Annotated in this window: 23 protein-coding genes; 12 read left to right on the forward strand and 11 right to left on the reverse strand. The window is 62.2% G+C overall.

All coding sequences use genetic code 11. The features are described 5' to 3' along the window. Positions 1-204 precede the first annotated feature (204 nt). The 4 genes from clpP to CCR82_RS11295 all read right to left on the reverse strand — a co-directional run bounded on the left by clpP (position 205) and on the right by CCR82_RS11295 (position 3,001). Positions 205-843 carry an ATP-dependent Clp endopeptidase proteolytic subunit ClpP gene (gene clpP / locus CCR82_RS11280; protein ID WP_201246057.1) on the reverse strand — a complete coding sequence of 213 codons (639 nt, stop codon included), beginning with the start codon at positions 841-843 and terminating at the stop codon, positions 205-207. A gap of 50 nt (positions 844-893) precedes the next feature. Beyond that, positions 894-2,189 (reverse strand): trigger factor, encoded by a 1,296-nt coding sequence (gene tig, locus CCR82_RS11285; RefSeq protein WP_201245882.1) that lies wholly within the window; start codon positions 2,187-2,189, stop codon positions 894-896. A 94-nt stretch (positions 2,190-2,283) separates the two neighbouring features. Beyond that, positions 2,284-2,652 carry a tetratricopeptide repeat protein gene (locus CCR82_RS11290; RefSeq protein WP_201245883.1) on the reverse strand — a complete coding sequence of 123 codons (369 nt, stop codon included), beginning with the start codon at positions 2,650-2,652 and terminating at the stop codon, positions 2,284-2,286. Between the two features lie 151 nt (positions 2,653-2,803). Continuing rightward, positions 2,804-3,001 carry an Alvin_2107 family globule sulfur oxidation protein gene (locus tag CCR82_RS11295; RefSeq protein ID WP_201245884.1) on the reverse strand — a complete coding sequence of 66 codons (198 nt, stop codon included), beginning with the start codon at positions 2,999-3,001 and terminating at the stop codon, positions 2,804-2,806. 395 nt (positions 3,002-3,396) lie between these two features. On the opposite strand from CCR82_RS11295, the gene CCR82_RS11300 reads away from it, so the two are divergent. The 5 genes from CCR82_RS11300 (at position 3,397) to soxZ (ending at position 8,440) form a co-directional block, all read left to right on the forward strand. After that, positions 3,397-4,440, forward strand: a complete 1,044-nt coding sequence (locus CCR82_RS11300; protein ID WP_201245885.1) for an AAA family ATPase — start codon at positions 3,397-3,399, stop codon at positions 4,438-4,440. A gap of 34 nt (positions 4,441-4,474) precedes the next feature. Beyond that, positions 4,475-5,851, forward strand: a complete 1,377-nt coding sequence (locus CCR82_RS11305; RefSeq protein WP_201245886.1) for a vWA domain-containing protein — start codon at positions 4,475-4,477, stop codon at positions 5,849-5,851. Positions 5,852-5,854: 3 nt separating this feature from the next. Beyond that, the gene (locus tag CCR82_RS11310; protein WP_201245887.1) at positions 5,855-7,372 is read left to right on the forward strand and encodes a M48 family metalloprotease; all 1,518 of its coding nucleotides are present in this window, start codon (positions 5,855-5,857) and stop codon (positions 7,370-7,372) included. A 230-nt stretch (positions 7,373-7,602) separates the two neighbouring features. Next, complete coding sequence (soxY, locus tag CCR82_RS11315; protein WP_201245888.1) at positions 7,603-8,076, forward strand: thiosulfate oxidation carrier protein SoxY; 474 nt, start codon at positions 7,603-7,605, stop codon at positions 8,074-8,076. A 49-nt stretch (positions 8,077-8,125) separates the two neighbouring features. Beyond that, a complete protein-coding gene (soxZ, locus tag CCR82_RS11320) occupies positions 8,126-8,440 on the forward strand; it encodes a thiosulfate oxidation carrier complex protein SoxZ (protein WP_201245889.1) in 315 nt (104 codons plus the stop codon). Between the two features lie 82 nt (positions 8,441-8,522). Here the strand turns inward: soxZ and CCR82_RS11325 are convergent, their stop codons facing one another. Together CCR82_RS11325 and CCR82_RS11330 are read right to left on the reverse strand one after the other, a co-directional pair. Continuing rightward, positions 8,523-9,431, reverse strand: a complete 909-nt coding sequence (locus tag CCR82_RS11325) for an Lcl C-terminal domain-containing protein (protein WP_201245890.1) — start codon at positions 9,429-9,431, stop codon at positions 8,523-8,525. Between the two features lie 355 nt (positions 9,432-9,786). Next, a complete protein-coding gene (locus CCR82_RS11330; RefSeq protein ID WP_201245891.1) occupies positions 9,787-10,104 on the reverse strand; it encodes a hypothetical protein in 318 nt (105 codons plus the stop codon). Positions 10,105-10,497: 393 nt separating this feature from the next. On the opposite strand from CCR82_RS11330, the gene CCR82_RS19380 reads away from it, so the two are divergent. The 3 genes from CCR82_RS19380 to CCR82_RS11345 all read left to right on the forward strand — a co-directional run bounded on the left by CCR82_RS19380 (position 10,498) and on the right by CCR82_RS11345 (position 12,788). After that, positions 10,498-10,719: a thiosulfate oxidation carrier complex protein SoxZ gene (locus CCR82_RS19380; protein WP_201245892.1), complete on the forward strand. Its 222-nt coding sequence runs from the start codon at positions 10,498-10,500 to the stop codon at positions 10,717-10,719. 280 nt (positions 10,720-10,999) lie between these two features. Continuing rightward, positions 11,000-11,653, forward strand: a complete 654-nt coding sequence (locus tag CCR82_RS11340; protein WP_201245893.1) for an IS607 family transposase — start codon at positions 11,000-11,002, stop codon at positions 11,651-11,653. Continuing rightward, the gene (locus CCR82_RS11345; RefSeq protein WP_201245894.1) at positions 11,631-12,788 is read left to right on the forward strand and encodes an RNA-guided endonuclease InsQ/TnpB family protein; all 1,158 of its coding nucleotides are present in this window, start codon (positions 11,631-11,633) and stop codon (positions 12,786-12,788) included. The genes CCR82_RS11340 and CCR82_RS11345 overlap by 23 nt, the downstream gene beginning before the upstream one ends. Positions 12,789-12,918: 130 nt before the next feature. On the opposite strand, the gene CCR82_RS11350 is transcribed toward CCR82_RS11345, so the two are convergent. Beyond that, entirely contained in the window at positions 12,919-13,923 is a 1,005-nt protein-coding gene (locus CCR82_RS11350; RefSeq protein ID WP_420827324.1) for a lysophospholipid acyltransferase family protein, read from the reverse strand. Positions 13,924-14,014: 91 nt separating this feature from the next. Between CCR82_RS11350 and CCR82_RS11355 the strand changes: the two genes are divergently transcribed. After that, complete coding sequence (locus CCR82_RS11355; RefSeq protein WP_201245896.1) at positions 14,015-14,443, forward strand: rhodanese-like domain-containing protein; 429 nt, start codon at positions 14,015-14,017, stop codon at positions 14,441-14,443. A gap of 48 nt (positions 14,444-14,491) precedes the next feature. Here CCR82_RS11355 and CCR82_RS11360 read toward each other — a convergent pair whose 3' ends face one another. Genes CCR82_RS11360 through CCR82_RS11370 form a run of 3 tightly spaced genes read right to left on the reverse strand, consistent with a single transcriptional unit; the run spans position 14,492 to position 16,692 of the window. Further along, positions 14,492-15,001 (reverse strand): Rrf2 family transcriptional regulator, encoded by a 510-nt coding sequence (locus tag CCR82_RS11360; protein ID WP_201245897.1) that lies wholly within the window; start codon positions 14,999-15,001, stop codon positions 14,492-14,494. Positions 15,002-15,061: 60 nt separating this feature from the next. Continuing rightward, the gene (gene cysE, locus CCR82_RS11365) at positions 15,062-15,829 is read right to left on the reverse strand and encodes a serine O-acetyltransferase (protein WP_201245898.1); all 768 of its coding nucleotides are present in this window, start codon (positions 15,827-15,829) and stop codon (positions 15,062-15,064) included. A 38-nt stretch (positions 15,830-15,867) separates the two neighbouring features. After that, positions 15,868-16,692, reverse strand: a complete 825-nt coding sequence (locus tag CCR82_RS11370) for an RNA methyltransferase (protein ID WP_242513412.1) — start codon at positions 16,690-16,692, stop codon at positions 15,868-15,870. A gap of 73 nt (positions 16,693-16,765) precedes the next feature. Here CCR82_RS11370 and CCR82_RS11375 point away from each other — a divergent pair, with 73 nt between their 5' ends. Genes CCR82_RS11375 through CCR82_RS11385 form a run of 3 tightly spaced genes read left to right on the forward strand, consistent with a single transcriptional unit; the run spans position 16,766 to position 21,111 of the window. Then, a complete protein-coding gene (locus CCR82_RS11375; RefSeq protein ID WP_201245899.1) occupies positions 16,766-17,575 on the forward strand; it encodes an inositol monophosphatase family protein in 810 nt (269 codons plus the stop codon). Positions 17,576-17,626: 51 nt separating this feature from the next. Then, the gene (locus CCR82_RS11380) at positions 17,627-19,531 is read left to right on the forward strand and encodes a 2-oxoacid:acceptor oxidoreductase subunit alpha (RefSeq protein WP_338073155.1); all 1,905 of its coding nucleotides are present in this window, start codon (positions 17,627-17,629) and stop codon (positions 19,529-19,531) included. A 32-nt stretch (positions 19,532-19,563) separates the two neighbouring features. After that, the gene (locus tag CCR82_RS11385; RefSeq protein ID WP_420827329.1) at positions 19,564-21,111 is read left to right on the forward strand and encodes a BCCT family transporter; all 1,548 of its coding nucleotides are present in this window, start codon (positions 19,564-19,566) and stop codon (positions 21,109-21,111) included. 114 nt (positions 21,112-21,225) lie between these two features. Here CCR82_RS11385 and CCR82_RS11390 read toward each other — a convergent pair whose 3' ends face one another. Continuing rightward, positions 21,226-22,656: a sigma-54-dependent transcriptional regulator gene (locus CCR82_RS11390; RefSeq protein ID WP_201245901.1), complete on the reverse strand. Its 1,431-nt coding sequence runs from the start codon at positions 22,654-22,656 to the stop codon at positions 21,226-21,228. Positions 22,657-22,759 lie beyond the last annotated feature (103 nt).

The raw sequence follows: 22,759 nt of genomic DNA on the forward strand, positions 1-22,759 counted from the left end.
TAGGCGCTGCGGGGGCCGGACGGGAATGGGGTGGGTTAAGACGGAACGATCGGCCGCCAAGCGTCTCTCGATCATAACCCGACATGTCCAAATGGCAACATGCACATCTAGACCTGCATCAGGATATAGGTCATTGCAAGCGTCTTACCAACTCCGCGTCGAGCCTTTGCTGGGCTCGACGCGGATTTCAAGCAGATCGACGCCTCAATCAGCAGGCTTGGCGCGCGTGTCCAAGACCTTGTCGATCAGGCCATAGGCCACCGCATCCTCGCCGCCCATGAAGCGATCGCGCTCGGTATCGTCGGCGATGCGCTCGATCGGCTGCCCGGTATGATGGGCGAGGATCTGGTTGAGCTGTTCCCGAGCGTGAAGGATCTCACGCGCATGGATATCGATATCGCTGGCTTGCCCCTGGAAGCCACCGAGCGGCTGATGGATCATGATGCGCGAATGCGGCAGGCAAGAGCGTTTGCCAGCGGCGCCACCGGCGAGCAGCAGCGCCCCCATGCTCGCGGCCTGGCCCACGCACATGGTGCTGACCTCGGGGCGGATGAACTGCATGGTGTCATAAACCGCCAAACCGGCGGTCACCGAGCCACCTGGCGAGTTGATGTAGAAGTGGATGTCCTTGTCGGGATTCTCCGACTCTAGGAACAGCAGCTGCGCCACCACCAGGTTGGCCACGTGATCGTCGACCGGGCCGACGAGAAAGACCACGCGCTCCTTGAGCAGGCGCGAAAAGATATCGAACGAGCGCTCGCCCCGGGCGGTCTGCTCCACCACCACGGGAACCAGGCCCAGCGCCTGTGGATCGGTGCGCTGAGGGGCGTTTTCGGTGTTCATCGTCATCTGAGGCTCGACTTGGTTGGGGAAAGGTCAGCCAGCAGCAGGCGTCACTGTTGCTGTGCCGTCAGCTCGCTGAAGCTGGTCGGCTCGTCGGTCACCTGGAGCTGCTCGAGCAGATGCTCGACGACCAAGTCTTCGAGCACGATGGATTCGATCGCTGCCAACCGTTGCCGATCAGCGTAGTAGTGGTCGATCACGGCCTGTGGATCATCATAGCTGGCGGCCATCTCCTCGACCGTGGCGCGCACACGCTCCGGGTCGGGCGACAGCTCTTGCTGTTTGATCACCTCGGCGATGATCAGTCCAAGCGCGACGCGTCGCCGAGCATTTTCGGCAAACAATTCATCCGGCAGCTTAATCTCAGACCCGGCACCGCCGAGATTTTGCATCATCTGCTGACGCAGCGATTCGATCTCTTCAGCGAGCAACGCCGCCGGCACAGGGAGCGGATTGGCCTCGAGCAGCGCATCCATGACCTGATTCTTGACCTTAGCCTTGGTGCGCTGCGCCAGCTCGCGCTCCAGGTTCGCGCGCACATCGGCTCGAAAACGCTCGAGATCGCCATCCTCGATGCCGAACTCGGCGATGAGTTCGGCATCGAGCGCGGGCAGGATCGGCTCCTCGACGCGTTTCACCACCACCTTAAAACGCGCTGGCTTCCCTGCCAACGCCGCTTGCTGGTAGTCGTCGGGGAAGGTCACCTCGACCACAGGCTCGTCCCCGACACTAGCACCAATCAGCTGCTCTTCGAAACCGGGAATAAAGCGCCCGGCGCCAATCTCGAGCTGGACATCCTCGCCACGCCCGCCCTCGAAGGGCTCGCCATCGATCTGCCCCTCGAAGTCTAAGGTGAGACGATCACCGCTCGCTGCCACCCGCTCGACGGGCTCCCAGCGCTTGCGCTGTTGGCGCATGTGCTCGAGAGTTTCCTCGACATCGGCCTCGGTGACCTCGGCCTGCGGCCGGATCACTGAGCCCCCATCAAGCGACTGCAGCGTCAGCTCGGGCATGATCTCGAATTCAGCGACATAACCGTAATGCCCAGCGGCCTGATCCAGATCGGGCTCGATCTCGGGGCGACCAACCGGGCGCAGCTCGGACTCGGCGATGGCTTGCGGAAAGCTCGCCTCGACGCGCTCGCCGAACACTTCCCTGCGCACGGAGTCACCATAGCGCTGGCGGAGCATGCGCATCGGCACTTTACCGGGCCTGAAGCCCGGCAAGCGCGCGGAGCGGGCATAGTTTTGCAGACGCTTGTCGATCTCCTGCTCGATTTCCTCAGCAGGCAGCTCGACCTTCAATCGTCGCGTGAGACCGTCGCCAGTCTCGACCGATACTTGCATTGTTGTCCTCCGGCCATGGTGCCGGCGGCACCGGTAAAACGATCAAAATTACCACTAAAAGCGCCGCTAGACCAAATCCGGGCGTCGCTTCTCATCAAGAGCTAGGTGGAGAAGCCCCCTCAACCGGATCTTCGCGCCTCGATCCTGACGCATCGGACGCGATGAGCTGAAGCACTGGTTTCAACCGCAACCGTTTCGCGGCCTGGTACTCCTCCTCGCTCATCTGGCTACCGACGATGTTGCGTAACAGATCGGCATCTTGATCCCCTTGCTCGATGGCGAGTGAGAGCCAATAGTGGGCTTGAGCTAGGTCGATGTTGACACCCCGCCCCTCGGCGTAGATCAGCCCAAGCGCATAAAACGCATCCACCTCGCCGCGCGCCGCCGCCTCGCGCACCTGATGCACGGCAGAAGGATCGTTCCTCAGCAACACCAGGTTCTTGAGATAGCTGTTATCGTTCATCGTTGCCGCCTCTCGAGTTGATGCTGTCATCGACGCAACAGCGGGACATAAAAAAGGCGGGGAATGCCCGCCTTGACCACTCTCGACGCCGAGACAGCCGGCCGGCGCCGCCGTGCGGCGACAGCGACCGACCCGCACGCCAAGGCTCACCTCAGCCTTTAGACCACTGAGAGAAGTTGTCGGTGCTCTTCTCCTCACCATCGGCATAACCGGCCTCATAGGCCTCGGTCAAGCGCTGCTCTTCACGCTTCGGATTCTGCAAGAATCCACATTGCCAGCCTTGGATATACTCGTCATCGACACCAAGCTGTTCCATTTTGGTGACAGCGTCGTAATAGAATTGGTTCATCGTCCACTCTCCGGTCAGCGATTAAGATTCGGTTGCAAACCTTTGGTTGCGGCTGTCCTCGTGAGTGCGACAGCCGCCTGATCCAAGCCCTTGACGGGAGCGCGTCGAACCGGTTGTCGACGCGCCTCGCACGCAGGGGATCTCCACAGCGCGCACTCGCCCGAATCTGGCTTAACGGATAAGAATACCGCTTCTTTCTAATGCACACCAGCGCCGGAGGTTGCCCCCAGATTGCTCAGGCTGAGCGAGCGGCCTGCTGACCTGGCGCAGTCAGGCCTCACTTGCGATTGACGGCGACACCACCCAACCTTAGACGACTTACAGTGCAGCCGAGCCTCGCTTCGGCCCCGAGTTTGCTCGGTACGAGTCTGATCGATAAAGGAGACCGCCCCATCATGCGTCCCGCCCAGCTGTTATCCGTCCTCGAGCGCGAACTCGCCAGTGCCGCCGAAGGGCATCACACGCCCGTCATGCTCTGGGGGCCGCCCGGGGTGGGGAAGTCCCAGATGATCGCGCTGGTCGCGCAGCGCCAGCAGGTGCCGGTGATCGATATCCGCCTCTCGCAGATGGAACCGAGCGACCTGCGCGGCATCCCGTTTCGGGTCGAGCAGCACGTCGAATGGGCGATTCCCGCGCTCCTGCCCGACGTCCATCGCCATGGGCAGGCGGGCATCCTGTTCCTCGACGAGATCACCTCGGCACCGCCGGCGGTCTCGGCGGCGGCCTATCAGCTGATCCTCGATCGGCGTCTCGGCGAGTATCAGGTGCCAGCACATTGGGCCATCTTCGCCGCCGGCAATCGCCAAGGCGATCGCGGCGTGACCTACAGCATGCCCGCGCCCTTGGCGAACCGTTTCTCGCACTTCGAGGTCGACACCCACCTTGACGACTGGGTCGCCTGGGCCTATGCCAAGGGGCTCGATGAGCGCGTGATCGCCTTCCTGCGCTTTCGCCCCGAGCTGCTGTTCGATTTCGACCCGGCGCACAACCCGGTCGCCTTCCCATCGCCGCGCTCCTGGGAGTTCGCCCATCGCGCCTTGCAAAAATTCCAGGCTGACCCGCAACTGCTGCAGGGCACCCTGCAGGCCTGCGTGGGACCGGCGGCCGGGATCGAACTCGCCGCCTTCATCGCCAGTATCGACCAGATGCCGGACCTCGACGCCATCTGTCGCGGCGAGCCGGTGCCGGTGCCGAGCGAGATCGATCTCCAATACGCGGTCGCCGCGGCGCTGGTCGGCAAGGCCATCCGTGCCCAGGGCAGTGCCGAGCAGCAGACCCTGATCGGCCATATCCTGGTCTATGCTGGGCGCTTTCCACAGCGGGAGATGGGCGTGATGCTGGTCTCCGATCTGCACCGCGCCATCGGCGGCGCGCTGTTCGAGGTGCCGGCCTTCGCCGAGTGGGCGAACGCCATCGCCGATGTCATGCTCTATCAATAGACCTCACGACAGACCTCACGACCACCGGAGACCCATGGCTGCCGATTTCATTGGTGATATCCAGACGCATCCGCAGGGTGAATGTCCAAGCGAGACCGGTGCGCCCGCGCTGGACGCAGAAGCGTGCGCGGCCATCGAGACCAAGCTCGCCGCTGCGCGGACCCGGCTGATCCTCGACAAGCCCTTCCTGGGAGCGCTCGTGCTGCGCCTGCCGCTGCAGGCGGCCAAGGGCGATTGGTGCCCGACCACGGCCACCGATGCGCGCGCCTTCTATTACAACCCCGACTATATCGACGCGCTGAGCCTCGACGAGACCCAATTCATGCTCGCCCATGAGGCGCTGCACTGTGCCCTCTCGCACTTCGCGCGCCGCCAACATCGCGTCAAGCACCGCTGGGATCTGGCCTGCGATTACGCCATCAACCCATTACTGGTCGAGGACGGGTTGAAACCACCACCCAACGCGCTGCTGATGCCGATGTACAAGGGCATGACCGCCGAGGAGATCTATCCGCTGATCGATGACAACGATCAGTCCGAGACCCTCGACACCCATGCCTACGATCGCGAGGCTGAGGGCCAGGGGCAGCACTCGGGCATGGATGAGCGCGACGTCCAGGCGCAACAGCAGCAGACTCAGGCCGAGGGTGGCGAACAGGGTCAGGGCACCCCGCAACAGCGCGACACACCGGCGTCTGCACCACCGGCTTCGGCACCCGACACGCCGGCGCCGGAGGCCGCGCCCGAGGCGCACACCGCGCCGCCACCCCTGACCCCCGACGAGCAGGAGACCCTGCAGGTGCAATGGCAGCAGCGCATGGCCGGTGCCGCGCAACAGGCGATGCAGGCGGGTCGGCTGAGCGGCGAACTCAAGCGCCTGATCGACCATCTCTTGCAGCCGCAACTGCCCTGGCGCATGCTGCTGGCGCGTTACATGAACGCGCTCTCGCGCCATGACTACAGTTGGTCGCGGCCCTCCCGGCGCGAGGGCGCGCACCTCCTGCCGAGCCTGCGCAGTCAGCACATCGAGCTAGTGGTCGCGCTCGACACCTCGGGCTCGATCAAGGACGCCGAGATGCAGGCCTTCATCGATGAAGTCGACGCCCTCAAGGCCCAGGTCCAGGCACAAGTCATCCTGCTGCCGTGCGACAGCGCCCTGTGTCCGGGCGCGCCCTTTCGGTTCGAGCCCTGGGAGCGCTTCGAGCGCCCACGCGATCTCCAGGGTGGGGGCGGAACCAACTTCAGACCCGTGTTCCAATGGGTGCAAGACCAGGGGCTGAGCCCAGACCTGCTGGTCTACTTCACCGATGCCGACGGCCGCTTCCCGGACCATGAGCCACACTACCCGGTCATCTGGCTGGTCAAGGGTCGCTCGAGCGTGCCTTGGGGCCAGCGCGTGCAATTGAACTGAGCCATGACCAACCCCCTTCCCCTCATCGGTCGGCGCATTCCAACTCGCATCCCGGCCCGCATTCCGGTCCGCATCCCGGCTCGCATCGGGGCACTGCTCCTCGCCGCCATGCTGGTCTTGCTGCCGGCCATGGGTCCAGCGGACCCGTTTGCGCTGCCGGATTTCGGCAGCTCGGCCGACAGCCTGATGTCGCGCGCCGAAGAGCGCGATCTTGGCCAAGAGTTCATGAAGTGGGTGCGCAAGGCGTTGCCGGTCTCGGATGATCCGGTGCTGACCGATTATCTCGAAACCCTGGGCCAACAACTGGTCGCCGCGAGCGGGAATCCTGGGCGCTATCGCTTCTTCCTGGTCGAGGAGCCGACGATCAACGCCTTCGCCGGACCCGACGGCCACATCGGCGTCTTCGCCGGCTTGATCCTGGCCGCAGAGACCGAGGGCGAACTCGCCGGCGTCATCGCGCACGAACTCGCCCATGTCAGCCAAGACCATCTGATGCGCCGCTTCGAGGCGCAGAAACAGATGGCCCTGCCGGCCACGGCACTGCTGCTCGCCGCCGCCGTGCTCGGGGCGACGGTCGATGCCAACATCGGCGCTGCCGGGCTGATGGGCGTGCAGGGCGCCGCCGCCCAGAAGCAGATCAACTTTACCCGCGCCAACGAGGAAGAGGCCGATCGCATCGGCATCGACACCCTCTCGCGTGCCGGTCACAACCCCTATGCGATGCCGGGCTTCTTCCAACGCCTGGCGAAGACGACGCGCATCTCGGACAGTGCGGCGCCCGCCTTCCTGCGCACCCATCCGGTGACCACCAGCCGCATCGCCGATGCCATGAACCGCGCCCGGCAACACGGCGTGCGCCAGCGCCCGGACAGCCTGCGCTTCCATCTGGCGCGCGCCAACCTGCGCCAGCGCCGCGAATCCAACCCGGCGCGCGCCGTCGAGCACTTCGAGAAGACCCTCGAGCAGGGCCGCTACCGCGACGAGACCGCGCAACGCTATGGCTACGCCCTCGCCCTAATCCGGGCCGGTCGCCTCGAGGCCGCGCGCCAGCAGCTCGCGCCCCTGCTCGAGGCGCACCCGAGCCAGACCGAGTTCCTGGTGCTGCGCGCCGAGATCGACCGCCGCGCCGGCAACCCCCAGCAAGCGGTGCGCGATCTCAAGGGCGCCGTGGGATTGGCGCCTGGCAATTGGCCGCTCAATCAGGCCTATGCCGAGTCGTTGATGGCCGCCGAGAAGCCCGCGCAGGCGCTCGCGGCCCTCGAGCGCTTCGTGGCGCTGCGCTCCGACATCGCCCCGATCTACGAGCTGATGGCCGACGCCGCCGGGCAAGCGGGTCAGCGCGCGTTGAATTATCGCTATCGCGCCGAATACCTCTACCTGAGCCATGCGCTGGAGCCGGCGATTCGCCAGCTCGAGCTGGCACTGCGCCTCGAGGATCTCGACTTTCATCTGGCCTCGCGACTCCAGGTGCGCCTTGCTGAGCTCAAGGCCCTCGAGCGCGCGCGCGAGGCGCGCGACTGACCCCGGCGGTGGTCTCAGCGGGCGCAAAGGCGGTTTTCAGTATCCGACGGATGCGCTAAGCTAAGCCGATCGTCAAGCTGGGAACCATCGCCGGTGCCTTGAGTCAACGAGATAACGCAAGGCCAAGACACCAGCGCTTCGATGGCAGCAGCGCATCCAACGACGCAGAACGACAATCACAGTTCACGCCCCAAAGGCCCCACCCCCGTGTTCGATAGAGGAGATGTTCCATGATCGACGCAAAACGCAGAACCCTACTCAAGGGCTCCCTTGGTGTTAGCGCAATCGGCGTAGCCGTGAGTGCCGGCCTGCTGACGCCTGGCACCGTCCTCGCCAACTGGCCGAAGGCCGCCTTCGCGGCTACCGAAACCGATGCCGCACTGAACGAACTGTTAGGCAGTAATGCCACCGAGAACAGCGATCAGATCAAGCTCGAGGCACCGGATATCGCCGAAAATGGTGCCCAGCTTCCGGTGGTGGTCGATACCGACCTCGAAGGCGTCCAGTCGATCTCGATCATCGCCTCCGCCAACAACTCTCCACTGATCGCCTCATTTGATTTGGGCACCAATGCCGTTCCCTTCGTCTCCACCCGCATCAAGATGGCCGAGTCCGCTGATATCATCGCTGTCGTCAAGACTGACAGCGGCCTGTTCAGCAAGACCAAATCCGTCAAAGTCACCATCGGCGGCTGCGGCGGCTGACGCCAACGCTTCTGTCTTCAACCACCGATTTACAAACTGAGGTAAGACAATGGCAGGCAGCATCAAGATTCGCGCTAGGAACAGCAATGGCGTTACCACCGTCAAATCGATAATACAACATGAGATGGAGACCGGACTGCGCACAGATAAGAAAACCGGCGAACCGATTCCCGCGCACTTCATCCAAGAGGTCACCGCCAAGTGGAAGGATGAGGTGGTAATGACCGGCCTTTGGAGCGGCGGCGTCTCCAAAAACCCCTATCTGTCGTTTAAGTTCAATGGCGGCGAAAAAGGCGACAAGATTGAAATCACCTGGGTCGACAATCAGGGACAGAGCGGAACCGTAACAGATGAAATCGGTTGATCACGCGCTGACCTCCGCGTAACTGTAAACCCCGCCCATAGAGCGGGGTTTTATTTTAGTCCTTGATCATCAATTCGCCTGTTCACTGTCTCGCGCGCACAAGACGAACGGGTAGTTCGTAGCCCTTAGGGTTACCGCTGACGCCGCCGTAGCTGAAATCGACGTGCGACGCGAAGCGCGACTCGTCGGCATCCGTCGACGAAGACCAAAACCAGCCTGACGGCGTATTCGGAAAATAGCGCTCATCGATCGCTATGTGGCTGAAGTCTAGGAAGCGTGGCTCGACCAGTGAAGCTAGCTCGTTCTTGTTCGGCAGGCGCCATTGACCACTATCACTGTCGACAGCATGCTGCATCGCCGCTTCCCAGCTGAAACGCTGAACTCTTCCAGTAGCGCAGTCCCTCCCGCTCAAGCCTTCCACGCATTGTTTCCAGACCAGCCCAGTATCCCGATCAGTGACGGTGCCGTCACCGTTGTCTTCAAAACGACTGCCAGGAGCGTTGCAATTCTGCTCACATACGAGGCGAACGTATGAGCCGCTAGTCTTAGAGCGGGAGCCGAGGTGGCCATTGTAGAAAAAGACGAACCACGCGTCGCGCGAATCGTCGGCACTCGGCGACGAAGACCAGAACCAGCCTGACGACGTATTCGGAAAATAGCGCTCATTGATTGCCGGGCTTTGGCAGCGGCGCTCGACCAGTGAAGCTAGCTCGTCCTTGTTCGGCAGGCGCCATTGACCACTGTAACTGTCGTCGATAGCATGCTGTAGTGCCGCTTGCCATTTGAAACGCTGGGCGCGTCCAGTAGCGCAGCCCGCCCCGCTCAAACCTTCCGCGCATTGTTTCCAGATCAGCCCGGTATCCAGATCAGTGACGGTGCCGTCACCGTTGTCTTCAAAGCGATTGTCGGGAGCGGTCGCAGCAACCGCGTCGTCGCAGGTCTGATCAGCTTGCGTCGCAATCATGAAAAAGCTTAAGCCAAGGGCGGTCAAGATTCGTATCATGAGTCTAGCCATTAGGGTTCCTCGCTTAGGGTTGATAAATCCAATCGGTTGGTCGGCCACGCCGACATTTGGAGTAATGGGCTTCGTCGGGGCCAAGAGACAGGTCGCGCGCACAACACGCAGCGCTTCATGCCGCCGGGCAGATAGCCCTCTTTGGTGGCTAACAGTACCCGAGCCCGGAATGACGCAGCTACCGACTGCAACGACCAATTCGGTGAGGGCCTGAAATTGAGGCTCATGGGGCAAGTTGTGTGGATCCCCTATTTAAGGGGCAATGCATCCCAAAGATCTGCACTGACCAACCATAGATTAACCACTCAGTTCGCATCAACAAACTGTTTTTTCACATAATCGACCTCAGGTTCTTCGCACGGCCGGGAGTGAATCGTTGAGACCAAAAAAAACCTGCTTGCTTCACTTTTGCTCTAACGACTCTTATTTTCGATTGTCCGAAGTTTTCTCTGTGAATTTCTCCATGTTCTTTTTCAACATGCAGAAGAAATTCTATGTCAGATAGTGCCTCTTTTAAGTCGGACTTTAGTAACTCTTGATTTCTGAACTGCTTCCCAATTATCGCTGCCGCTAGTGCTGCAATAACAGATGCTACGATTGTGCACCCTCCGATTATGGCAGCAGCAGTGATTTCTGGGTGATTGAACATGAAAACCTCACTTTCACCAAAGCTTGAATGTCATTTTTGCTTTCACTTTATGTTAGAAAACAAAAAATTCTGAATCTTTAGGTGTAACAGCGTCAAAGTTAAGTAAGCCAAAGAGCTTTTAGCGATACGATAACAATAGTCTCGTTTTAAACCACCTTAATATAAGGCCTTGTTCAAAGAGTAGGGTTTCGGAGTCAGCCCTTTTTAGGCGGCGTTCTGTTGCTCTACTGCAACTGCTTGATTACACGAACATATGCCCTTGCTGCGCTCCATGCAAGAGCGTTGCTGTAGACCTACTTAAATCCGCAAGCAACTGATCTGAATTTTTTTATGCACCTTAAAAGAGCTGCTATGCACGTCCCAGGTCAGTGGTGCACTTGATAATACGCTGCAATGCAATGCGGGAGATTTGATCAAGAGCAAGCAATTAGCGCTTCGAGCAGATTGGCACTTCATCCAAAAAATGATCAAGTCGTCATGACCAGCCTCTGGGGCGGCGGCGTCTCCAAGAATCCCTATCTGTCGTTCAAGCTCAACGGCGGCGAAAAGGGCATGGAACTGACGGCCATAATCTTATTTTTTCTACAAAAATATTATATTTTCTCGAAAACTTGACAGACCCTGAGCGGCTCTTTAGGGTTCGTCCAGGCACGACAATCAAGTGCCAATCATGGTCGCGACGCGCTCAGGCGAGACCTTAAACGCACGCAAGAGTCAGGTAAGACGGGTTCGCCCGCACTGGTGTTGACGGCGTGAACATGGCTGAGATAAGGACAGATTATTTCCATTATCTCAGGCATTTATGAGCGGCGACACAGTCGAGATCACTTGGGTCGACACCCATAGCATGTAACTGAGCCTTTAAATCTTCGACAATCTAGCATAATATTGCTTTATGGAACGAAAGCTAGTGAAGATTGGCGAAGCTGCCGCACTGATCGGCTCGACTCCCGCAACCCTGCGCAAGTGGGAAGCGACGGGCGAACTACTACCAACCCGAAAGACCAAGGGCGGAACCCGGTATTACGCCGTCGCGGACCTATTGGCCCTCGGAGACACGGACGTGCCGACGATCTGTTACGCCCGTGTCAGTAGTCACGATCAGAAGGCTGACCTGGACAGGCAGCACGAGACGCTGGAGGCTTACTGCGCTGCCAAAGGTTGGCGCAGTGAAGTGATCCGGGACTTGGGCAGCGGTATGAACTACCGCAAGAAAGGGCTCCAGCGCCTTTTGGAGATGATTCTGCGTCGGCAAATGCGCCGCCTTGTCCTGACCCACAAAGACAGGCTTTTGCGTTTTGGTTCCGAGTTGGTCTTCGCTCTATGCGAGATACAAGGCATCGAGATCGTCATCATCCATAAGGGCTCCCAGCCGAGCTTTGAGGAAGAGCTTGCGCAGGATGTACTGGAAATCATCACCGTCTTGAGTGCGAGGCTGTACGGCAGCCGTTCACGAAAGCATAAGAAGCTGCTGGCTGACCTTCAGTCTGCGGGTGATGCGATTGCCGAAGAACTTGGCCTCTACGATGTTACTCGCACACAAGATTGAACTGCGGCCCACGCCTGAACAGGCGGACTATCTAGCCCGCGCTTGTGGGTCGCGTCGCCACTGCTACAACCAGTTGCTTGGGCACTTCGGTCAGAAGGATGTGAAGTGGTCGAAGGCCGCCGCCTATCAGCACTATATCAAGGTCATCCGCCCGGCGTTCCCTTGGTACAACGAGGTATCCAGTCGCGTCACCCGCAACGCCATCGACGACCTGGACAACGCCTTCAAGCACTTCTTCCGCCGCGTGAAGCTTGGACAGAAGCCCGGCTTCCCGATCTTCAAGAAAAAAGGCATCGGCGACAGCTTCGCGCTGCGCGAAAAGCCAAAGTTCGGCGTCAACGGTCGAGCACTTCGCATCGAAAAGCTCAAGACTCCAATCAAGATGCGCCAGCGGGTGCGGTTCACCGGCACCCTGAACCAAGTCACGATCAGCCAGAGAGCGGGGATGTTCTATGCGTCTTTTTTGGTCGAGACTGAAGACTACGATCCGCACGCGCCGGAACAGAAAGCGGTCGGCGTTGACTTTGGCGTGAAGTCCCTCGCGGTGTTCTCAGATGGAACCGAGATCCCCGCCAACAATGCTTTGAAACGGAACCTCAAGGCCCTGAAGCGCAAGCAACGTCGCTTGTCGCGTAAGCAGAAAAGATCGAACCGTCGAGCGAAAGCCAAGCTCGCGGTTGCCAAGCTGCACAAGCGCATCAGCGACCAGCGTCAAGCTGTGCTGCACGAGCTGTCAGACCGATTGACCCGCGACTACAAGGTCATCTGCCTGGAAGACCTGAACGTCAAAGGCATGGTCCGCAACAGGAAGCTTGCCCGCTCGATCAGCGATGCTGGGTTCGGCACGCTGCGGCGGATGATTGAGTACAAGGCCGAGCTGCGCGGTGTCGAAGTGTCCTTCATCGGACGCTTCGAGCCGAGCAGCCGGACGTGCTCTGAATGCGGTCAGATTCATGACATGCCGCTCGACAAGCGCACGATGAAGTGCGACTGCGGCAACGTCATGGACCGCGATTTGAACGCTGCCAAGAACATCCTGAACCGTGGTCTGGACACGCTCAGGCCGGACCTTAAACGCACGCAAGAGTGGCGTAAGACACCGGGCTTGTCCGGCGCGGCTGCGTTGACGGCGTGAACATGGCTGAGATAAGGACAGATTGCGTTGATTATCTCAAACATTTATGAGCGGTGAAAGTGAGACCGGAACCGCTGAAATCAGCTGATCACGCGCTGCTCGCCCGGCGGCTGACAGCCCCGCCCCTTCTTTAGGAGCGGGGCTTTTTGATGCGCCGCGCGATCTCGATCGCCGAGGCATCACGCAAGGAACCGGTGTAGAGCTTGCGCCCCGCCAGCGGGCGGCGACGAAAACGCCGGTAGCTCCACAGATACTGCTCCGGGCAGAGAGCGATGCACTGCTCGATGCCCTGGTTCAGCGCACTAGCGGCGCTGACATCATCCTCGCTCTCGATCCCCGGCGGCGCCTTCAGGCAATGGATGCGATAACCACCCGCGCGCGGTAAGCGCTCGGCGAACATGAAGATCACCGCCGCGCCACTGCGCCGCGCCAAGCGGTTGACCAGCAGCATCGTGTAGGCCGGCACCCCAAACAGCGGCGCAAACACCGCGCCCTTGTCCTCGCGCGGTTCCTGATCCGGCAGGATACCGACGAATTCACCGCGCTCGAGCGCACTGAGCAAGACGCGAATACCGCGCGCGGTAATCGGCGCCAGTCGCGCGCCCGCGCGTTTGCGAGCATCGACGATCAGCTCATCGAGCAGGCGCTGGGGCTTATAGAAGATCGCCGTCGGCCCGCGCGTTGAGAGATAGAGCCCGGCCAGCTCCCAGGCACCGATATGCGGCGAGAGGACGATCAGGCCCTGGCCAGGCGCGCGCTCGAGCAGCTCGCTGCCGCGCACCTCGCGAATCAACGCCAACGCCTCGGCCGGCGGTCGCAGCCACAGCGGCGCCGTCTCGAACAGGGTCTTGCCGAGTTCCCGCAGGCTGCGATCGCGCATCCGCACCAACGCCGAGGCGGGCCGATCGGGCGCATACAGGGTGAGATTGATCAGCGCATTGCGGCGCTGTCGATTCGGGACCAGCGCGATCAAGCCACCGACGACAGCACCGGCCCGCTGCAGGATCGGCATCGGCACCCTGGCCAACAGCCGGACCAGCACACGCGCCGCGTGCTCGCGCCAACGCAGGCGGGTCGCCGTTGCGGAAGGGATCCTGGCCGGGCCTGAACGGCTCGTTCGCTGACGCCTGTTCACGGTCTAGTTAGGCAATCCAAAAAAATAACATGACGGTATCTGACTGCCAATTGATCCATAATCGCCGATCATCCTTCTCAGGAGAACCTCCATGAGCGAGCGCTTACCCACACCACTGACGCCGGAACAGGCGCATCAACTGATCCAGGACGACCCCCAAGCCCTGTTGGTCGATATCCGCTCGACCATGGAATTCCTCTTCGTCGGGCACCCCAGCGGCGCCGTCCATGTGCCCTGGATCGATGAACCGGATTGGACCGTCAATCCGCAGTTCCTCACCGAGATTCGCAAGCGCTTGCTCGGCGGCGCCGTCTGCACGACCGAGGACGCCTGCGCGCCGGTCGTGCTGATCTGTCGCAGCGGCAAACGCTCGCTCGAGGCCGGCAAGGCGCTGCTCGAGGCCGGCCTGCCCCATGTCTTTCACGTGGACGAAGGCTTCGAGGGCGAACTCGATGAGCAGCACCACCGCTCGACCCGAGGTGGCTGGCGGTTCCGCGGCTTACCCTGGGAGCAATGCTGAGCCGCCCTGGGATGTTCCAGCACTCAGGTCTTGCGCGCCTCGCTGCCTTCAAGCATTGGCTTGCCCGGTTGGGCGCACTGGATCAAGGCGAACCTTGGTGCCCTCGGCGCGACTTGCCTCCAACGGACGCTTCGCGCCGCGGCTAGACGCCGCCTCGGAGCCGCGCTCGACGAGATCGCGCAAGCTGATATTGTTGAGATAGCCGTAGATACGATCGCTCAGATCCATCCACAGATCATGGGTCAGGCAGGGGCCGTCCGCCTGACAGTTGTGCGCACCACCGCAACGGGTGGTGTCGACATTCTCATCGACTGCGGTGATGACCTCCGCGATAAAGATGGAGCGGGCTTCACGCGCCAAATTATACCCGCCCCCAGGTCCGCGCACACTGAGCACGAGCCCGCGCTTGCGCAGCTTCGCGAACAGCTGCTCCAGGTAGGACAGCGAGATCCCCTGACGCTGCGCGATATCCGCAAGCGCAATTGGCCCTTCACCTTGATGGATTGCAAGGTCCAACACCGCGGTCACCGCATAGCGCCCTTTCGTTGTCAGTCTCACTTCAACTCCTCCTGGCTGATACCGTCGTAACCGACATCCTATGATAGCCGACGAATACCATCAATTTTTATCGAGCGGTTCGGCGGGATCGAGCACACAGTCTTCCAGATCATCCAGATGCTCGAAATGACGGGTAATGCCCTGCTCCTCGAGCGCCCGCGACATAGCCTCCATGCGCCGATCGAGAATGTGAATATGGTCGAGCATCCGATTCACCGCGTTGGCGACCGGGTCGGGGGCATCGCGGGTCGCCCCATAGGCATCGAATCCCATGCGCTTGGCTGTATCCGCGCGCCGGCGGGTAGCCGCGTCCGCGGCGTGCTCGATCACCCGCCCCGGCACCCCAACGACGGTGCCGCCGACCGGCACCGGCTTTAATACCACGGCATTCGAGCCGATGCGGGCACCATCGCCGACATGGATCGGACCCAAAACCTTGGCCCCGGCCCCCACCACTACATCGCGTCCCAGGGAGGGATGGCGCTTACCCTTTTGCCAACTGGTCCCGCCGAGCGTGACACCGTGATAAAGGGTGCAGTCATCGCCGACCACGGCGGTCTCGCCGATCACGACGCCCATCCCGTGGTCGATAAAGAAACGTTGGCCCAACCGCGCCCCTGGATGGATCTCGATGCCGGTCAGCAGACGCGCCAGGTTCGATAAAATCCGCGCCAGCCATTTGAAGCCGCGCTCCCAAAGAGCGTGCGAGACCCGGTGCATCATGACCGCGTGCAGCCCGGGATAGGTCGTCAGGACCTCGAATGCGTTACGCGCGGCCGGATCGCGCTCGAACACGCAAGCGATATCGTCCCGTAGGCGCTTGAACATCAGACGATCTCCTTAAAGAATCGGTCGCTTCCCGCCCCCTAGCGGCGAAACCGATCCGGGTGTTTCCGCCCCTCGGCCGCGGACAGGATGCCGCGCAGGATATTCAGCTCGGTGCGATCCGGGCGCGCGCGGTTGAAGAGCCGTCGCAGCCGTCGGCGCAAGGTGCTGGATTGGTCCGGATCGGCAAACCCGATCCGCGTCATGGTCTGCTCCAGATGCCCATAGAAGCTCGCCATCTCGTCGGCGGTCGCCAGATCGCTTCTCGGCGCACCAGCCGAGAACGGGCCCGAGGCCGGGGCTGGTTCCCCTGCCCGCGCCGCGCCGAGCTGTCCCCGCAGCGCCACACGCCGCAACTCATAGGCAAAGACCTGAGCGGCGGCGGCAATATTGAGCGAACTGTAATCCGGATTGGCCGGTATCCGCGTCAAGAAATGGCAATGCGATAGCTCATCGTTGGTCAGGCCTGAGCGCTCCCGTCCTAACAACAAGGCCACTTCGGCCTCTGCGGCATTCTCTAGTAAGCGCTCGGCACAGCCCGCTGGATCAACCTCTGGCCAAGCCAGGGAGCGCGCACGCGCGCTCGAGCCGATCACCAACCGGCAGCCGGTCAGCGCCTCCTCGAGCGACGCGCACACCCGCGCGCGAGCCAGTAGATCATCAGCCCCGGCCGCGCGCGCTAGCGCTTCGGCATCGAGCGCCTGCCGAGGCCGCACCAAGCACAATTGCATGAGCCCCATGGTTTTCATCGCGCGCGCAACCGCGCCCATGTTCGCACTCAGGCTGGTCTCGATCAGCACGAAGCGGACCCGGCCAAGTTGCGCCAAGTCAGCCGGCTGGGCGGACATGTTATCACCTGCATCCATCACATCAGCTCTTCAGACTTTTTCGCTCTTGTCAATCTACTATCCAAGACGCAGCTGCGTTATCGTTAGCGCCATGGATGCCATGTTAAATATTGCAGTACGCGCCGCGCGCCAGGCCGGACGTATCGCCGTGCGCTCCTACGAGCGCGGCGGTGATCTCCGAGTCAACGAGAAAAGCCGTAACGACTTCGTCAGCGAGGTCGACCGCGCCTGCGAGGCCGCCATCATCGACGAGCTGCGCGGCAAGTTTCCCAATCACGCCATCCTCGCCGAGGAAAGCGGCGGCAGCAAGGGCCGTGACGGCAGTGATGAGTTTCAGTGGATCATCGATCCGCTCGATGGCACCACCAATTACCTGCACGGCTTCCCGCAATGGTCGATCTCGATCGGCCTGCGCTACCGGGGGCTGATGGAGCAGGCCGTCGTCTACGATCCGTTGCGCGAGGAACTGTTCACCGCCAGTCGCGGGGGTGGCGCCATGCTCAACGATCGGCGTATTCGGGTCAGCGACCGGCGCGGACTCGAGGGCGCCCTGATCGGCACCGGCATTCCCTTCCGTGATCAGTCGCACCTGACCAGCTATCTGAGCATGCTCGCGGCGATGGTCCGCGACACCGCCGGCATCCGCCGGCCCGGCTCGGCGGCGCTGGATTTCGCCTATGTCGCCGCTGGGCGCCTCGATGGCTTCTGGGAACTCGGCCTCTCGCCCTGGGACTTCGCCGCCGGCGCGCTGTTGGTCGCCGAGGCCGGCGGCACCGTCAGCGATCTTGCCGGCGGCGACCGCTTCTTCGAGACCTGCAACCTCGTCGCTGGCAGCCTCAAGGTCCATCGCGCCATGATCGAGCGTCTCAAGCCCTTTCGCGGCGGTGACCTCGCGGCCTAACAGGGCTCTGATCCGCTCGCCATTCGAATACCGACTCACATGGAGGTTCGAGTGACAGCGCACAGCAGCGCACACCAGCACCGCCAACCCGAACCTATCACGGTCGCCGTCTGCGGCTCAGGCGGCAGTGGTGCCGTCACGGCCGGGCTGATCCTGCTCGCGGCGGCACGCCGGTGCGGCTACTATGGACTGCTAATGCGCGCGGCCGGCCCGCAGGTACGCGGTGGCGAGTCGGTCTCAATCCTGCGTTTCGGCACCCACCCTATCGGCTGTATCGGCGATCGGGTCGACCTGCTCGCGGCGCTCGACTGGCGCAACATAGAGCGCTTCGTCGACGAACTCCCGCTTACCCAAGAAGGATTGATTCTGACCGATCCGGCCAGCGGCCCAGTGCCAGACGCGATCAGCGCGAGCGGCGCCACGCAGTGTAAGATCAGCTTCAGCGGCAGCGCCCGTGAGCATCCAGGCGGACGCGCGAACATGGTCGCGGTCGGCACCCTTGCTCGCGAAGCCAGACTCGGGCTCGACGCGCTGCTTGCTGGCGCCGAAGAAACACTGGCGAAGAAGAGTCAATTCGTCATCGACGCCGCTCATGCATGCATTCGGGCTGGCTATGAAGCCGCGTCGCCCACCGCCGGTCAGTCTACAATCAATCAGCCCGCAGCCAGGGATCAAGGTGAAACGCCACGCTGGCAGCTCAGTGGTAATGCCGCCGCCGGCCTCGGCGCGCTCCGGGCCGGGGTGCGCTTCGTCGCGGCCTATCCAATCACCCCGGCAAGCGAGATGTTGGAATGGCTCGCGCCGCGCATCGAGCGCCTCGGTGGAACCCTCGTGCAAGCCGAGGACGAACTCGCCGCGGTTAATATGCTGGTTGGCGCCAGCTTCGGCGGCATACCGGCGCTCACCGCCACCTCCGGCCCCGGCCTGAGCCTGATGAGCGAGGGCATCGGGCTAGCGATCGCGAGCGAAACGCCTATTCTGGTCGTCAATGTCGCGCGCGGCGGGCCGAGTACCGGCCTACCCACCAAGTCCGAGCAGGCCGACCTCGATCAGGCCCTCTACGGGCTGCATGGCGACGCGCCGCATCTGGTGCTAGCCCCGATCAGCATCGCCGATTGCAGCTTCAGCGTCGAATGGGCCAGCCGCCTCGCGGAACGACTGCAAACCGCCGCCATCCTGCTCTCCGATCAGATGCTCGGGCAGACGCAGGCGACCATCGATCCCCCGCCTCCGTGTTCACCGGTTCCCGAGCGCAAGCGCATCGAGGCACAAGGGATCGGCGACATTGGCGGTGACGCCGGAGCCACTGGCGCTAAGGCGCCCCCGCAGGTGCCCCAGCAGACACCAGCGGACACAGCCTGCGCTCGCTACGCGCTCACCCCGGACGGTATCTCACCGATGCCGATTCCCGGCCAGCCCGGCTATACCTACACCGCCGATGGCCTAGAGCACGATCCTTGCGGCACGCCCTCGAGCCGCGCCAGCGACCACGCCCTGCAACTCGCCAAACGCCGCGACAAACTGCTCGCATACGACTATGGCGCGGCCTGGGCCGAGATCGACCACGGCGGGCAGCAGGACACCCCCCAATTGGGACCCGCCAGCAGTTCATCCACCAACAGCGAGCCACCCAGACTCACCCTACTCACCTGGGGCTCAAGCTGGGGCGCGGTGCAGGAGGCGGCAACGCGGCTGCGCGCCGACGGGATCAGCGTGCGGGCCATCGCATTGCGGCTGATCGCGCCGTTGCAACGGGCGGCACTGCGCTCAACGCTTGGCAGCGATCCGGTACTCGTGGTGGAGCTAAACCATTCCGGCCAACTCTTCGGCTATCTCCACGCCGAGCGCAGCCTGCCCGCCGGCGCCCAATCGCTCGCCCGTCCTGGACCGCTGCCGCTTCGCCCAGCGGAGATCATTGCTGCGGCGCAACAGACATTGCTGTCCGACCCAAAGTGAGTGATCAAATCGTGTCTAGACTCTCGCGCATCCTGTCATCCGTCCAGCCAACTCTGTCGCGCCTCCTGTCGACCATGCAGCCGACCGTGTTCCTCGGCTCGGTGGCGGTGGTGATCGTCTTCGTCACGCTCGGCGTCGGCTGGCCGGATGCTGAGCAACGCGCCTTTGGCGCCGTTCAATCGGTCATCCTGAACCAATTCGGTTGGGTCTATGTGTTCGGCGCGACCAGTCTGCTGGTGTTCGTGCTCTGGCTGCTAGCTAGTCCCTATCGCCATATTCGACTCGGTAACGATGACAGCAAGCCGGAATTTGGCTATCTGTCCTGGTTGGCAATGATGTTCAGCGCCGGAATGGGCACCGGCCTCGTGTTCTGGGGCGTGTCCGAGCCGGTGATGCATTGGAGCGACCCGCCCTTTGCACCGACCACCGAAGGGGGGCCAGTGCGCGAGGCGCTGCGTCTGAGTTTCTTCCATTGGGGTCTGCATCCCTGGGCTATCTACATCGTCTTCGGACTCTCGATCGCCTACTTCCACTTTCGCCACGAGCTACCATTGGCCCCGCGGTCACTCCTTTATCCGCTCATCGGCAAGCGCATCGACGGTCCGATCGGTCATGCCGTCGACATTCTGGCCACCGTGGGCACCCTATTCGGCGTAGCCACCTCGCTCGGCCTCGGCGCGATCCAGATCAACGCGGGGCTGCAACGACTCTTGGGCCTCTCGCAGACGGAGTGGGTCCAAATAGCGATTATCGCGGTGATTACTGCGATCGCGACGCTCTCGGTCATCTCCGGTGTTCATCGCGGCATCCGTTGGCTCTCGAGCTTCAATCTCGGCCTGGCCGGCGTGCTCCTGCTGTTTGTGTTCATCACCGGCCCCACGGTCTATCTGATTCAGCTCTTCATCTCCTCTACCGGCGCCTACCTGCAGCAACTCGTGAGTCAGAGCCTGTGGCTCGACGTGCGGCCGGGGAGCGAATGGCAGTTTGACTGGACATTGTTCTACTGGAGCTGGTGGATCTCCTGGTCCCCCTTCGTCGGTGTCTTCCTGGCGCGGATCTCGCGCGGCCGCACGATCGGCGAATTCATCGTCGCCGTCCTCTTGATACCGGTACTGATCACCTTTTTATGGCTGACAGTCTTCGGCGGAACCGCTCTGCATGGTTCCCTGTTCGGCGACAGCGGTATCGAGGCCGTGGTACAAGCCAATGCCAGCGCGGGCCTCTACGCCATGCTCGAGCAGCTCCCTTGGCAGGCACTGACATCGTTGCTCGCGATCCTGATGGTGATGGTGTTCTTCATCACCTCATCCGATTCCGGATCGCTCGTCGAGGAGATGATTACCTCGGGTGGTCACCCGCACCCGCCCAAAGCCCAGCGGGTCTTCTGGGCGGTGATCGGTGGGGTCACCGCAGCGATCTTGCTCCTCTCGGGCGGGCTGCAGGCCCTGCGCACTGCCTCCCTAACCTCGGGGCTGCCGATGACGCTGTTCTTGTTGATCGCCTGCTGGGGCCTGCTGAAAGCGCTCCGGACCGACGAGCAGGTCGCCGGCATTCCCTCTCATAAGGCATTGCGCGACTGACCCATCGCCAGCGCAAGCAGCGGCGAGACCGGGAGCGCCGCTAGGGCGAGGATGCGTTTTCGCTGTTCATGTCGAGGGATCAGGTGCGCGCCCATGACATCGCTGTGAGTAGTCTCAGTTGGCGGCAGCCGCCGCAGCCGACAGCGATTCCGGCGCTTCGCTCGACAAGCCGTACTTGTGGATGCGATAGCGCAGCGTCTCGCGGGTGGTGCCGAGGGCGCGGGCCGCAGCAGTGACATTGTAACCGCTGCGCTCGAGCGCGGTGCGGATGATGTAGCTGTCCATCTCGTCGAGCGCCATGCTGCCGTCGAGCGGGATCAGCAGCTGATCACCCTCGACGCTCGGCCCGCTGCCCGGCGCGGCTGCCATCCCTTGACCGAGTTGCAGCCATTCGATTGGCAAGACGTCGTCATGCGCCAGCAGCACGGCGCGCTCAACCACATTGCGCAGCTCGCGCACGTTGCCCGGCCAGTGGTAGGCGCGCATCTGCTCGTAGACCGCCGGCGGCACCTCGCTCACCTGGCGGCCAGAGCGGGCGTTGTATTCGTCGATCAACACCGGCACCAGCTGACCGAGGTCCTCAAGGCGCTCGCGCAACGGCGGCAGGTCGAGGCGGAACACCGACAGGCGATGAAACAGATCGCTACGGAACTCGCCGCTGCTCACGCGCGCCTCAAGGTTCTGATTACTGGCAGCGATGATCTGCACATCGACCTTGATCAAGCGTTCGCCACCCAGTCGGCGCAAGTGCCGATCCTCGAGCACAGTCAAGAGCTTGGTCTGCAGATCGAGATCCATCTCGGCGATCTCATCGAGAAACAGGGTGCCCTCGTGGGCCTGCTCCAGATACCCGCGATGCCGGCCCTTGGCGCCGGTGAAAGCGCCGGCCTCGTGGCCGAACAGCTCGGATTCGAGCAGTTCGCGTGGCAGCGCGGCGCAGTTGACCTCGATCAAGGGGCCCTCGGCGCGCGGACCGCCATGGTGGAGGATACGCGCCACCAGGCCTTTGCCGGTGCCGGTCTCGCCGCCGATGATCAGCGCGCTGAACGGCACTTCGGCGAGCCGCGCGATCAAGCGGCGCGTCTCCTCGGTGGTCTTGCTGGCACCGAGATAGGAACTCGGCGCATAGCGGCGGCGGCTGTCGCGGGTCTGGGTGTGCAGGCGGCGCTGGGCCAGGGCGCTGCGGCGGGCACCGGCGACGACGAGTTCCAGCCGTGGTAGCGGACAGGGTTTCTCGAGGAAATCATAGGCACCGAGACGCAGCGCGCGTACCGAGTCTGGGACACTGCCATAGCCGGTGAGCAGAATCCATTCGCCGGGTATTTTCTGCTCGCGAATGCTCTCCATCAGGTCAAGCACGCTGCCGTCCGGCAGACTCATGTCGGCCAGGATGACCAGGGGCTCGAGCTTTTGGCTAGTCAGGATCTCCCGTGCTTGCGACAGCCGCTCAGCGACCTCGACATCCCAGCCCTTGGCAGAGAAATGGTGCTCGAGTTCGCGCGCGAGCCCATCTTCGTCTTCGATAATGAGGAGGGAATCGGCCATCGGTCACTCTTTACAATTACAAACCATCTAACGGGCATCGCCGCGTACCCGCTGCTCCTACTCCGAGGCGGGCCCGGTGCTGATCGAAGAGCCGGCAGACCAC

Source organism: Halochromatium salexigens (genome assembly GCF_016653295.1).
GTDB lineage: Bacteria > Pseudomonadota > Gammaproteobacteria > Chromatiales > Chromatiaceae > Lamprobacter > Lamprobacter salexigens.

Coding starts and splice junctions, on each gene's coding strand:
- clpP (WP_201246057.1), bottom strand. CDS start 843: ATGAACACCGAAAACGCCCCTCAGCGCACCGATCCACAGGCGCTGGGC.
- tig (WP_201245882.1), bottom strand. CDS start 2,189: ATGCAAGTATCGGTCGAGACTGGCGACGGTCTCACGCGACGATTGAAG.
- CCR82_RS11290 (WP_201245883.1), bottom strand. CDS start 2,652: ATGAACGATAACAGCTATCTCAAGAACCTGGTGTTGCTGAGGAACGAT.
- CCR82_RS11295 (WP_201245884.1), bottom strand. CDS start 3,001: ATGAACCAATTCTATTACGACGCTGTCACCAAAATGGAACAGCTTGGT.
- CCR82_RS11300 (WP_201245885.1), top strand. CDS start 3,397: ATGCGTCCCGCCCAGCTGTTATCCGTCCTCGAGCGCGAACTCGCCAGT.
- CCR82_RS11305 (WP_201245886.1), top strand. CDS start 4,475: ATGGCTGCCGATTTCATTGGTGATATCCAGACGCATCCGCAGGGTGAA.
- CCR82_RS11310 (WP_201245887.1), top strand. CDS start 5,855: ATGACCAACCCCCTTCCCCTCATCGGTCGGCGCATTCCAACTCGCATC.
- soxY (WP_201245888.1), top strand. CDS start 7,603: ATGATCGACGCAAAACGCAGAACCCTACTCAAGGGCTCCCTTGGTGTT.
- soxZ (WP_201245889.1), top strand. CDS start 8,126: ATGGCAGGCAGCATCAAGATTCGCGCTAGGAACAGCAATGGCGTTACC.
- CCR82_RS11330 (WP_201245891.1), bottom strand. CDS start 10,104: ATGTTCAATCACCCAGAAATCACTGCTGCTGCCATAATCGGAGGGTGC.
- CCR82_RS19380 (WP_201245892.1), top strand. CDS start 10,498: ATGCAATGCGGGAGATTTGATCAAGAGCAAGCAATTAGCGCTTCGAGC.
- CCR82_RS11340 (WP_201245893.1), top strand. CDS start 11,000: ATGGAACGAAAGCTAGTGAAGATTGGCGAAGCTGCCGCACTGATCGGC.
- CCR82_RS11345 (WP_201245894.1), top strand. CDS start 11,631: ATGTTACTCGCACACAAGATTGAACTGCGGCCCACGCCTGAACAGGCG.
- CCR82_RS11355 (WP_201245896.1), top strand. CDS start 14,015: ATGAGCGAGCGCTTACCCACACCACTGACGCCGGAACAGGCGCATCAA.
- cysE (WP_201245898.1), bottom strand. CDS start 15,829: ATGTTCAAGCGCCTACGGGACGATATCGCTTGCGTGTTCGAGCGCGAT.
- CCR82_RS11370 (WP_242513412.1), bottom strand. CDS start 16,692: ATGGATGCAGGTGATAACATGTCCGCCCAGCCGGCTGACTTGGCGCAA.
- CCR82_RS11375 (WP_201245899.1), top strand. CDS start 16,766: ATGGATGCCATGTTAAATATTGCAGTACGCGCCGCGCGCCAGGCCGGA.
- CCR82_RS11390 (WP_201245901.1), bottom strand. CDS start 22,656: ATGGCCGATTCCCTCCTCATTATCGAAGACGAAGATGGGCTCGCGCGC.